Origin of the sequence: Burkholderia sp. BCC0097 (assembly GCF_902832985.1) — a bacterium.
Lineage (GTDB): Bacteria > Pseudomonadota > Gammaproteobacteria > Burkholderiales > Burkholderiaceae > Burkholderia > Burkholderia orbicola.
In genome coordinates this window covers 44183-55057 of record NZ_CADFDM010000017.1, presented here as the reverse complement: position 1 = coordinate 55057, position 10875 = coordinate 44183, and the positions used below count along the sequence as shown (strand labels likewise).

11 protein-coding genes and 2 pseudogenes are annotated in these 10875 nt (G+C 67.3%); 12 read left to right on the top strand and 1 reads right to left on the bottom strand.

The window, feature by feature from the left end; genetic code table 11:
- The 10 genes and pseudogenes from HWX07_RS35645 to HWX07_RS35600 form a co-directional block, all read left to right on the top strand.
- The coding region (locus tag HWX07_RS35645) for a hypothetical protein (RefSeq protein ID WP_148092888.1) at window positions 1–97 on the top strand (97 nt) is incomplete at its 5' end.
- Window positions 98–316: 219 nt separating this feature from the next.
- Window positions 317–1060: an acetoacetyl-CoA reductase gene (gene phbB / locus HWX07_RS35640; protein ID WP_034174402.1), complete on the top strand. Its 744-nt coding sequence runs from the start codon at window positions 317–319 to the stop codon at window positions 1058–1060.
- A gap of 110 nt (window positions 1061–1170) precedes the next feature.
- Window positions 1171–1377 carry a hypothetical protein gene (locus tag HWX07_RS35635; RefSeq protein WP_175879403.1) on the top strand — a complete coding sequence of 69 codons (207 nt, stop codon included), beginning with the start codon at window positions 1171–1173 and terminating at the stop codon, window positions 1375–1377.
- A 23-nt stretch (window positions 1378–1400) separates the two neighbouring features.
- Window positions 1401–1738: pseudogene (locus HWX07_RS35630) on the top strand (glycosyltransferase family 2 protein); the annotation flags it as partial.
- A gap of 198 nt (window positions 1739–1936) precedes the next feature.
- Window positions 1937–2698 carry a M48 family metalloprotease gene (locus HWX07_RS35625; RefSeq protein ID WP_089468438.1) on the top strand — a complete coding sequence of 254 codons (762 nt, stop codon included), beginning with the start codon at window positions 1937–1939 and terminating at the stop codon, window positions 2696–2698.
- A 113-nt stretch (window positions 2699–2811) separates the two neighbouring features.
- Window positions 2812–3120 (top strand): annotated as a pseudogene (locus HWX07_RS37285) (FCD domain-containing protein); the annotation flags it as partial.
- Window positions 3121–3353: 233 nt separating this feature from the next.
- Window positions 3354–4976 carry a phospholipase D family protein gene (locus HWX07_RS35615; RefSeq protein WP_175879401.1) on the top strand — a complete coding sequence of 541 codons (1623 nt, stop codon included), beginning with the start codon at window positions 3354–3356 and terminating at the stop codon, window positions 4974–4976.
- Between the two features lie 252 nt (window positions 4977–5228).
- The gene (locus tag HWX07_RS35610) at window positions 5229–6002 is read left to right on the top strand and encodes a class II aldolase/adducin family protein (RefSeq protein ID WP_069233136.1); all 774 of its coding nucleotides are present in this window, start codon (window positions 5229–5231) and stop codon (window positions 6000–6002) included.
- 329 nt (window positions 6003–6331) lie between these two features.
- A complete protein-coding gene (locus tag HWX07_RS35605) occupies window positions 6332–6766 on the top strand; it encodes a CHRD domain-containing protein (RefSeq protein WP_175879400.1) in 435 nt (144 codons plus the stop codon).
- An 89-nt stretch (window positions 6767–6855) separates the two neighbouring features.
- A complete protein-coding gene (locus HWX07_RS35600) occupies window positions 6856–7818 on the top strand; it encodes an alpha/beta hydrolase (protein WP_175879399.1) in 963 nt (320 codons plus the stop codon).
- On the opposite strand, the gene HWX07_RS35595 is transcribed toward HWX07_RS35600, so the two are convergent.
- Window positions 7788–8630 (bottom strand): EcsC family protein, encoded by an 843-nt coding sequence (locus HWX07_RS35595; RefSeq protein ID WP_006477823.1) that lies wholly within the window; start codon window positions 8628–8630, stop codon window positions 7788–7790. The genes HWX07_RS35600 and HWX07_RS35595 overlap by 31 nt on opposite strands.
- Before the next feature lie 107 nt (window positions 8631–8737).
- Here HWX07_RS35595 and HWX07_RS35590 point away from each other — a divergent pair, with 107 nt between their 5' ends.
- Window positions 8738–10333, top strand: a complete 1596-nt coding sequence (locus HWX07_RS35590; RefSeq protein WP_175879398.1) for an MDR family MFS transporter — start codon at window positions 8738–8740, stop codon at window positions 10331–10333.
- 70 nt (window positions 10334–10403) lie between these two features.
- A complete protein-coding gene (locus tag HWX07_RS35585) occupies window positions 10404–10850 on the top strand; it encodes a MarR family transcriptional regulator (protein WP_069620876.1) in 447 nt (148 codons plus the stop codon).
- Window positions 10851–10875: the final 25 nt, after the last annotated feature.

The following is a 10875-nucleotide window of genomic DNA, read 5'->3' as shown; positions in this document are numbered from 1 at the left end:
GCTGCACGAGATGGCCAAGCGCGACGCGAAGCGCGGGCTGGCGTCGCTGTGCATCGGCGGTGGGATGGGCGTCGCGCTCGCGGTCGAGCGCGTCTGAGCAGCGGCTGACGACACGGTTCGCTTGCGGCGTGGGCCAGCGCCGCGGGCGAGCCGGGCGGTTTTCGCGCAACACAGGTGGTCAACGACAAGCGCGAGGTGCCGGTGCGTGTCGCGCCCGCGACGCAGGCGGCTGCGCATCGAAGCGGTGGGGCGGCAGCAGGTGCGATGCCGTCGCCCCGCCTTTCATCGATTACTTTTTTTGTCGGTAATTCATAGTATGACTAAGCGAATCGCAGTTGTGACAGGTGGGATGGGCGGCCTCGGCGAGGCGGTCAGCATCCGGTTGAACGACGCGGGTCACCGGGTAGTCGTCACGTATTCGCCGAACAATGCCGGCGCGGACCGCTGGCTGACCGAGATGCATGCGGCCGGCCGCGAATTCCATGCGTATCCGGTGGATGTGGCCGATCACGACTCGTGCCAGCAATGCATCGAGAAGATCGTGCGCGACGTCGGCCCGGTCGACATTCTCGTGAACAATGCGGGCATCACGCGCGACATGACGCTGCGCAAGCTCGACAAGGTCAACTGGGATGCGGTGATCCGCACCAACCTCGATTCCGTGTTCAACATGACGAAACCGGTCTGCGACGGCATGGTCGAGCGCGGCTGGGGCCGGATCGTCAACATCTCGTCGGTGAACGGTTCGAAGGGGGCGGTCGGCCAGACCAACTACGCGGCCGCGAAAGCCGGCATGCACGGCTTCACGAAATCGCTCGCGCTCGAGGTCGCGCGCAAGGGCGTGACGGTGAACACGGTGTCGCCGGGCTACCTCGCGACGAAGATGGTCACCGCGATTCCGCAGGACATCCTCGACACGAAGATCCTCCCGCAGATCCCGGCGGGCCGGCTCGGCAAGCCCGAGGAAGTCGCGGCGCTGGTGGCTTACCTGTGCTCGGAGGAGGCCGGCTTCGTGACGGGCTCCAACATCGCGATCAACGGCGGTCAGCACATGCACTGACGCGCGGCGGCCCGTACGACGTTCGCGCCCGCGCGGGCCGCGTTCCCCACTATCCCCCCTGCCGGAGCGGCGGCAGGCACGCCGCTTCGGCCCCGCATTCCGGAGAACGCATGGGCGACACCTGGCTGGGACTCGTGATCGGCGGCTCGGCGCTGGCCGTCGCGCTGACGATGGCGATCTCGCTCTACTGGCTCGAGCGGCGCCGCGCGCGGCTGCTGCGGAACTTCGATCATCGCGATTGCTGGCTCGCCGCGTACGGCAAGTGCTTCGCGCGCAAGCCGGCGGGGTCGCTGCGCCGCATGCGCGGTGCACGCTGAGAGGCGCGTCGCGATCGGCGAGCGAGACGCTGTGGGCCGGGATCGGCGATTCGTCGTATGGCTTTCGCGTCTATCCGGTCGCGCCGCTGGCGGCGATCATGCGGCGCCAGCCGTGGATGCGCGGCTTCGACTTCGGTCCCGAAGCGGCCGTGCGGCTGTGCTGGGCCGGCGTACGCCCGATCCGCATCGATGCGCCGGTGCGCTATTTCGGCCGGCACGAAGGCGGTGTGTCGCACTTTCACTACGGCCGCGACAACGCGCTGCTCGCGTTGATGCACCTCGCCTGTTCACCGGCTTCGCGATGCGGCTGCCGATGCTGGTCGCACGCCGTCTGACGCGGCGCCGCGACCAGACGGCCTGAGCGGCGGCCGCTTTCCTTTCCGGCCGGCGCGCCGGTCGCCGCGATTGCCCCACTTTTCGTCGCCAATCCGGGGCTGGATCGCTACGTCATGTCAATCCACTGAGTAATGAACGTGTCATTGGATGTAAACATCTGGTAATTTTCTGCCGGATTATGCAAAATCGCCGCTCCCAAATACAACTATCGAGGGATTCCGGGATGCAACTCAAGAAAGCGGTGGCGGCATGTGGCGTGGCGTTTCTGTTGAGCGCGTGCGGCGGGGTGCAGAGCCTTGACGCGAACAGCCTGACGTCGGCGGGGACCAACCTGTACAAGGCAGCGACGCTGTCGGACAGCGACATCGCCGCGCTGTCGAACGAGTCGTGCAAGTCGAGCGACGCCGAATCGAAGATCGCGCCGGCGAACAGCGCGTACGCGAAGCGCCTGACGAAAGTGATGAAGGGCTTCGGCGACATGACGCTGAACGGCCAGAAGATCAACTACAAGGTCTACATGACCAAGGACGTCAACGCGTGGGCGATGGGCAACGGCTGCGTGCGCGTGTACAGCGGCCTGATGGACATGATGAACGACGACGAGCTGCGCGGCGTGATCGGCCATGAAATGGGCCACGTCGCACTCGGCCACTCGAAGAAGGCGATGCAGACGGCATACGCGGTGAGCGCGGCGCGCAGCGCGGCCGGCGCGGCATCGCCGGGCGTGGCGGCGCTGTCGAGCTCGCAGCTCGGCGACATCACCGAGAAGTTCATCAACGCGCAGTTCTCGCAGTCGCAGGAAAGCGCGGCCGACGACTACTCGTTCGACCTGATGAAGCAGAAGGGCATGAGCCAGAAGGGCCTCGTTACCGGCTTCCAGAAGCTCGCGCAGATGGACGGCGGCCAGAGCTCGATGATGAGCTCGCACCCGTCGTCGGCGAGCCGCGCGCAGCACATCCAGGATCGCATCGCGAAGGGCAGCTGATCCCGCGGCCGATCGCCGGCCGTCAGCGCCGGCGATCGGCAAGCGACATGAAGCAACCCACGCTCGCTCGGGCGTGGGTTTTTTGTTTTTTCGGCATGCACGTCGCCGCTTACCAGCTCGAAACCGCGCACGCGAAGGAAGACGCGGCCGTCGAAGCCGCGACCCAGGCGAAGCTGCACGAGGCGATCGCGTTCGCGTCGGACAACACGATGTTCCTGCATCTACATACGAGCGTGATCGGCATGCTGCGCGAGCACATCTCCATCGGCGTGGCCGGATGACGATGGAGGGTGAGCAGGCATCCGAGTTGCTGTCATTGCAGCACACGGGTCGTGTACGAGGCGATTTGCGCGCACCGGCCCGAAGAGGTGCGCACCGCGATGCGGACGCATATCCGCTGCGTGCGCAGCCATTTCGAACGGGAGCGGCGCACCGTGAGATTGATTGGACCTGCGCCGATGCCCGCACGAGCGGCGACCGGTCGCGCACACGCATCACGAGCCGCCGTGCATGACGCACGTGGCGGCGGCGCGGCATGCGGGGGCCGCTCGATTGACCCGCTCGTCGGGCGCCCACTAGAATCGTCCGGAACCGCCTGTCGGCCGCGCGCCGCGGCCATGATGTGCCCATTGATCCGACTGTCGAGGAAGCTTCCGTGCTCACATCCTTGATCCGGCGCGCGCCGGCCGCGTTGTCGTGGCGCGCCGCATGCCGCAAGGCCCGCGCGCTGGTCGTCTGCGCGCTGCTGCCGCTCGCCGCATGCGCGACGCATCCGCCCGCCACCTCGCTCGATCGCCCCGTCTCCCACGCGTTGTCGGCCGAAACCGCGACGCCGCTGCGCGATGCGCTGGCCGCGCCGGAAGCCGCGCATCCCGGGCAGTCGGGCTTCCGGCTGCTGGCCGACGGCGCCACCGCATTGCAGATGCGCATCGCGCTTGCGCGTGCGGCGACGAAGACGCTCGACATGCAGTACTACATCGCGACCGAGGACACCACCGGCAAGCTGCTGCTGGGCGCGGCGCTGTACGCGGCAGATCGCGGCGTGCGCGTGCGGATGCTGGTCGACGACCTGAACTTCCACGATATCGACCGCGTGATGGCCGCGCTGAATACGCACCAGAACATCGAGATCCGCGTGTTCAACCCGTTCGGCGCGTCGCAGCGCGGCATGATGGAGCGCACGGCCAACTTCTTCACGCGGATCGACAGCTTCACGCGCCGGATGCACAACAAGGCGATGATCGCGGACAACCAGCTCGCGATCGTCGGCGGCCGCAATCTCGGCGACGAATACTTCAGTGCGAGCCCGACGCTGCAGTTCCGCGATCTCGACGTGCTGGCGGCCGGCCCCGTGACGGGCGACATCTCGAAGAGCTTCGACGACTACTGGGCGAGCGCGAGCAGCTATCCGTTGCGCGTGCTCAATCATCAGACGTTCGATCCGAAGGATCTCGACGCGATGCGCGACGAGCTGCGCGATCACTGGCGCAAGAACGCCGATCCGTACAACGCGAAACCGCTGAACGCGACGCCGCTCGCCCGGCAGATCGCGCGCGACGAACTCGAACTCGTGTGGGCGCCGGCCGAATTCAAGGTCGATGCGCCGGACAAGGTCGCGCGGCCGACCGGCACGTACGTGAGCCCGCCGATGCAGCGCCTGGCCGAGCTGACGCGCGGCGCGCAGATGGAATTCCTCGCGTTTTCGCCGTACTTCGTGCCGCACGACGCCGGCGTGAAGATTCTCGGCGACACGGCCGCGCGCGGCGTGCGCGTCGCGATCGTGACGAACTCGCTCGCGGCGACCGATGCGGTCGCGGTGCAGTCCGGCTATGCGCCGTATCGCGTGCCGCTGCTGCAGCGCGGCGTCGAGCTGTACGAATTCAAGTCGCAGCCGGACCAGCAGCCCGCGCGGCTGTTCGGTTCGCGCTCGCGTGCGAGCCTGCATGCGAAGGCGTACGTGATCGACCGGAAAATCCTCGTAATCGGCTCGCTGAACCTCGATCCGCGCTCCGCGCACCTGAACACCGAGCTTGCGCTCGTGATCCACAGCCCCGTGCTCGCGCAGCAGGGCGCGGCGATCTTCACGCGCGTGACGCAGCCGGACGAAAGCTACCGCGTCACGCTCGCGAAGCGGACCGATGGCGGCCCGCCGGCGCTCGAATGGACGGGCACCGAAGGCGGCCAGACCGCCACCTATCACGTCGACCCGCATGCGGGGCTGCTGCGCAACGTGATGACGGGCATCTTCACGCTGCTGCCGGTCGACGACCAGCTGTAAGGGCACGAACGGCTCCGGCAAAACCCGCGATACCGGCATGCGGGGAAAGGTGATATGGTTGTGCGCGCAACTATAAGTGAATCGTGAAGGGGCGCTGCCGAGCCGCTCGCGCAATGCGGGCCGGAACGGCGCCGAACGACGCGCCGCCACACGTGCGTGATACGCACCTCGCACCGCGCCCGGCGCCTGCACACGATGGACGATGCGCACCGCCATTCGCCCGGGGCCGCGCCCTCGCAACCGGAGTTTTCCATGCAACGTGTACCGAACCAGCCGTTCACGCGTCCCGCGCGCTTTTCCGAAGCCGAATGGCAGGCGCGGGTGCAGCTCGCGGCCGCCTACCGCATCTTCGATCATCTCGGCTGGACCGAGCTGATCTACAACCATATCTCGCTGCGCGTGCCGGGCGAGGACGGACATTTCCTGATCAACCCGTTCGGGCTCCATTACCGCGAGGTGTGCGCGTCGAATCTCGTGAAGATCGACATCGACGGCAACGTGATCGGTCATTCCGACTGGCCGATCAATCCGGCCGGCTTCACGTTTCACGGCGCGATCCATGCGGCGCTGCCCGATGCGCACTGCGTGATGCACGTGCACACGACGCCGACGATGGCCGTGTGCTGTTCGCGCGACGGGCTGTCGTTCTCGAATTTCTATTCGGCGCAGCTGTACGGGAAGATCGCGTATCACGACTTCGAAGGCATCACCGTGCATCTCGAGGAAGGCCGGCGCATCGTCGAGAGCGCGGGCGGGCGGCCGGTGCTGCTGCTGCGCAACCACGGCCCCGTGACGATCGGCGCGACGCTCGCGCAGACGTTTTCGCTGATGTGGCTGCTCAACCGCGCGTGCGAGGTGCAGATCGCGACGCATGCGATCGGCGCTGCGCTGCCGATTGCGCCGCCCGTGCTCGAAGGGTGCGTGCGCGATTCGCTGAATTTCGATCCGAAGCATGGCGCGGGACAGGACGCGTTCGACGCGCTGCAGCGTATCGTCGACCGGATCGATCCGGGCTACCGCGCGTGACGTGCGGCGCACGCAAAAAAAACGCGGCCGGGTGGCCGCGTGAATACTCGCAGACTCCTTCGGACGAAGGAAACAAGCAACTGTGGAACGAAGTGTAGCGAAAGGCCGCGCATGGATTCAGCCGTCAGGCTGCAAAGGTCCGTTCCAGCCTGAAGCAGACTGCCGCGCCAGCCGCCGCGCAAGATCGCCGGCCACGCGCGGCGCGCCGACGGGCGGTGCGGCGATTCGCAGCATGGCCGTTCGGTGGACTGCCGGCGCGGCGGCGATCGACTACCATCATGCGTAGCGCCCCCGTTCCGGCGGCGTACCACGTCGTACAAGGAGAATCCATGCTCAAGCTGCGTTCGCTCCAGGTCGCGTTATTGGCGGGCGTGCTGGCCGCCGGCAGCGCCGCCGCCGAAACGGTGCGCCTGTCCGCCAGTCTGCAGCCGTCGAGCGAAGTGCCGCCGACGGCGACCAAGGGCTCCGGCACCGTCGCCGCCGCCTACGACACGGCCACCCACATGCTGCAGTGGACGGTCACTTACGAACACCTCACGGGGCCGGCCACCGCCGCGCATTTCCACGGGCCCGCGCCGGTCGGCCAGAACGCCGGCGTGCAGGTGCCGATTCCGAAGGACGAACTGGCGAGCCCGATCAAGGGTTCGAAGGCGCTCACGGATGAGCAGGTCACCGACCTGATGGGCGGCAAGTGGTATTTCAACATCCATACGAAGGAGCATCCGTCCGGTGAGATCCGCGGCCAGGTGATGCCGGCGAACTGAGCGCCGGCGTTTGATGTAGAGGCACCTGTCGAGCGACGCGGGAACGTTTGAACGTACCATCGTCACACTGCGATGACGGAGTGCGTCCGATGAGTTGGCAAAGCAAGTTCGCCTGCTGGCTGCTGCGCTGGCAGTTTCGTCCGGAGACCACGCGCGAGGTGCTCGACCCCGCGCGTGCCCGGCGCTTTACCGACCTGCGGATGTTCGTGCCGCGCCGGCCGCCGTCGGGCTACCGGTTGCGGCAGTGTTATGGCGCCGACGACGCGCCGCTGCGCGGCGAATGGCTCGAACGCACCGATGCGGGCGCGGGCCGCGGGCCGGGCCGCACGCTGCTGTATTTCCACGGCGGCGGTTACTACTTCTGTTCGACGAAAACACACCGGCCGCTGGTGTTCGGGCTGACGAAGCGCGCGGGCGTGCGTTCTTTCTCGCTCGACTACCGGCTCGCGCCCGAAAACCGCTTTCCGGCCGCACTCGACGATGCGCTCGCCGCTTACCGGCAACTGCTGGCGCTCGGCACGCCGCCCGAGTCGATCGTGTTCGGCGGCGATTCGGCGGGCGGCGGCCTCGCGCTCGCGACGCTCGTCGCGCTACGTGACCGCGGCGAGCCGCTGCCGGCTGGCGCGATTTTGTTCTCGCCGTGGACGGACCTGGCCGGCACCGGCGGCACGATGCGCAGCAATGACGGCCGCGACCCGATGTTCGCGGCCGCAGCGCTGCCGAAGGCGGCGACGCTGTACCTGGGCGACGAGCCCGCGACGAATCCGTACGCGTCGCCGTTCTACGCCGATTTCACGGGCCTGCCGCCGCTGTATATCCAGGTCGGCAGCACCGAGGTGCTGCTCGACGATTCGCGCCGCGTCGCCGAGAAGGCAAAGGCGGCCGGCGTTCAGGTGGAAATCGAGGTGTGGCCCGACATGCCGCACGTGTGGCAACTGTACGCGCCGATGGTGCCGGAAGCGCGCGACGCGCTCGACGGCGCGGCCGCGTTCCTGCGCCGCGTCGCGGTCGAGCGTGCGGTTCAGCGCGCGGGCGAGGCGTCGATCGCCTGATAGGCGGCCTGGACGGCCACCGAGCCGTACTTGCGTTCGAGCCGGCGCACGGTGAAGTGGCCGTGCGCCATCTGCTGGAAGTGGTCGATGAACAGCGTGTTGACGGTCGCGCCGAGCACGGCGCCGATCGCCGGGATCGACTTCGCGGCCATCTGCTCGGTCACCTGCACCGAGAAGCGCGACGCCACCGTCTGCACGAGCTTGAAGACGGCCGCCGAGCTGTGCGCGGCGATGCCTTTTGCGGTGATGTCCGACGACGCCTTCGAGATCGCCTGCGCGAGCGCGCCGCGCAGCACGAAATAGCCGAGATCGGCGTCTTCCTCCTGCTTGTCCGGGTTGCCGCCCATGCCGAGCACGGCCAGGCATTGCAACTGGGTATCGACCGACGTCAGGTCCTCGCCCTCGCTGCGCGCGATGTCGCACACCGAGCGGAAGATCAGCGTGGTCGTCACCGGCAGTTCGACCGGCAGCGCGAGGAAGCCGAACGCGCCGCCCGCCGCGCCGGTCGTCGCGACCGCGAGCTTGTGCAGCAGGTTGCTCGGCTTTTCAGGCTCGGCGTCCGGCGCCTGTGGCTTGCCGAGCGTGCGCAGCGCGATGTTCAGGCACTTGCGCAGCGCGAGCTGCGTCGCGTCGTTGATCTTGCCCGTCGCGAAGTCCGGCAGCCGCGCGATCATTTTCTCGACCGGCGCGCCGAGCACGCCCGTCAGCTTCATCGTCAGCGACGGGCTTTCCAGCACCTGCTTCGCGCGCCGCAGCGCGTCCCGATCCTCCGGCGAAAGCGTCGTCGCGGGGGTGATTGAAATCGGTTCCATCTTTCTCCCTGGCCTGAACAGGCCCTGAACCTATCGCCAGCCTAGATTACTCCGGCATGCTAGAATTTTGAGATTCTTTGACTCGGCAAAAGTTGCATCGACAAAAAATGGCCGTTCATACTGCCGCCCACCATTCGAGCGGGCAAGTCCTGCCGTTCCGCGAATCGCTGCTCGCGATGATCGGGATCTCGTTCGTCACCATGCTGGTCGCGCTGGACCAGACGGTAGTCGGCACCGCGCTGCCGACCATCGTCGCCGAACTCCGCGGCTTCGACCTGTACGCGTGGGTCGCGACCTCGTACCTGCTCAGTTCCGTGATCACGGTGCCGATCTTCGGCCGGCTCGGCGACTACTACGGCCGCAAGCCGTTCGTGATCGCGTCGATCGTCGTGTTCACCGGCGCGTCGGTGCTGTGCGGGATGGCCAACGACATGCTGTATCTCGTGCTCGCGCGCGGGCTGCAGGGAATCGGCGGCGGGATGCTGGTCGGCACCGCGTTCGCGTGCATTCCCGATCTGTTCCCCGATTCCGTCGTGCGGCTGCGCTGGCAGGTGCTGATGAGCTCGGCGTTTGGCATCGCGAATGCGGTCGGCCCGTCGCTCGGCGGCGTGCTGACCCAGTCGTTCGGCTGGCGCTCGGTGTTCTACGTGAACCTGCCGATCGGCATCCTGTCGCTGTTCTTCGTGTGGCGCTACCTGCCGCACCTGCGCCACGTCGAGCACGACCGCAAGATGCGGCTCGACTGGCCGGGCGCGCTGTTGATCGCGCTGTCGCTCGGTGCGCTGCAACTATTCGTCGAATGGCTGCCGAAGTACGGCGTCGCGAGCTGGGCGTCGCTGCTGCTCGTCGTCGCGGTCGCGGCGGGCATCGGCCTGTGGCACTGGGAAAAGCGCTGCGCGCAGCCGATTCTGCCGTTCGACATGTTCGGCAACCGCGCACTGTCGGCCCTCTTCGTGCTCGCGATCCTCGCCGGTTTCTCGATGTTCTCGCTGCTGTTCTACGCGCCGCTGCTGTTCCAGGGCGGTTTCGGGATGTCGCCGAGGGAGGCCGGGCTCGTGATCACGCCGCTCGTCGTGTTCATCACGATCGGCAGCATCATGAACGGCCGCGTCGTCACGCGCATCCGCCATCCGAACACGATGCTGCACGTCGGCTTCGTGCTGTTCGCGATCGCGTGCGCGGGCATCGTCGTGTCGACCCACACGACGCCGACCTGGATGCTGATGGCGCTGATGGTCGCGGGCGGCATCGGGCTCGGCTTCGTGCTGCCGAACCTCACCGTGTTCGCGCAGCAGACGGCCGGCCGCGAGCATCTCGGCATCGCGACGGCGCTCCTGCAGTCGCTGCGGATGGTCGGCGGGATGCTCGGCACCGCGCTCACGGGCACGCTCGTCAACCAGATGTATTCGGGCGGCGTGCGCAATGCGCTGTCGACCGACCACGCGATGCAGTGGCACGCGCGCCTCGCCGATCCGCAGATCCTGATCGATCGCGCGGCGCAGGGCGGTCTCGTCGCGGAGTTGACGCGTGCCGGGCATAATGGCGCGCTGCTGCTGGAAGCGGCCCGCGAATCGCTGGTCGGCGCGATTCACCTGGGTGTCGCGATGGCGGCCGTCGTCGCGGTGGTGTCGGTGTGGCAGTGCCGTCGCGTGCCGCCGATCGCGCTGCGGCGCAAGATCGAACCGCACGTCGCGGCCGATTAACTGACTAACCGAGCGATCGACCGATCGGGCGATTCGACGACTCAACGATTCACCGGAACGAAATCAGCGCATGGAAGAACAGGACCGCGTCGCGATCTTGCAGCAATTCGGACGCACGTATCGCGCCTTCATGACCGCGTTCGAAGCGCACGTCGGGCAGCCGATGCCGCGCTGGCGCATCATGGTCGCGCTGCACACGATGGACGGGCATGCGTCGCAGAAGAAGCTCGTCGAAGTGCTGCGCATCGATCCGGGCGCGCTCACGCGCCAGTTGAAGTCGCTCGACGCGCTCGGCTGGATCGAGCGCGAATCGGACGCGCGCGACAACCGCGTGACCAACGTCACGCTGACGGACGCCGGCCGCGCGGCGTTCGACGCGTGCCTGCCGCGCCGCAAGGCGTTTCTCGAACAGACGATGGCGCAGTTGCCGGACGATGTGCTGAATGCACTGTCGGGTGCGCTCGCGATGCTGGAATCTCGGATCGCGGACGTCGGGTCGACACCGGTCGCGCGTTGATACGCGGGGCCGGGCGGCACGTGAA

Excerpts from the sequence above, each read along its gene's own strand:
- phbB (WP_034174402.1), top strand. The coding sequence starts at position 317 with ATGACTAAGCGAATCGCAGTTGTGACAGGTGGGATGGGCGGCCTCGGC.
- HWX07_RS35635 (WP_175879403.1), top strand. The coding sequence starts at position 1,171 with ATGGGCGACACCTGGCTGGGACTCGTGATCGGCGGCTCGGCGCTGGCC.
- HWX07_RS35625 (WP_089468438.1), top strand. The coding sequence starts at position 1,937 with ATGCAACTCAAGAAAGCGGTGGCGGCATGTGGCGTGGCGTTTCTGTTG.
- HWX07_RS35610 (WP_069233136.1), top strand. The coding sequence starts at position 5,229 with ATGCAACGTGTACCGAACCAGCCGTTCACGCGTCCCGCGCGCTTTTCC.
- HWX07_RS35605 (WP_175879400.1), top strand. The coding sequence starts at position 6,332 with ATGCTCAAGCTGCGTTCGCTCCAGGTCGCGTTATTGGCGGGCGTGCTG.
- HWX07_RS35600 (WP_175879399.1), top strand. The coding sequence starts at position 6,856 with ATGAGTTGGCAAAGCAAGTTCGCCTGCTGGCTGCTGCGCTGGCAGTTT.
- HWX07_RS35595 (WP_006477823.1), bottom strand. The coding sequence starts at position 8,630 with ATGGAACCGATTTCAATCACCCCCGCGACGACGCTTTCGCCGGAGGAT.
- HWX07_RS35590 (WP_175879398.1), top strand. The coding sequence starts at position 8,738 with ATGGCCGTTCATACTGCCGCCCACCATTCGAGCGGGCAAGTCCTGCCG.
- HWX07_RS35585 (WP_069620876.1), top strand. The coding sequence starts at position 10,404 with ATGGAAGAACAGGACCGCGTCGCGATCTTGCAGCAATTCGGACGCACG.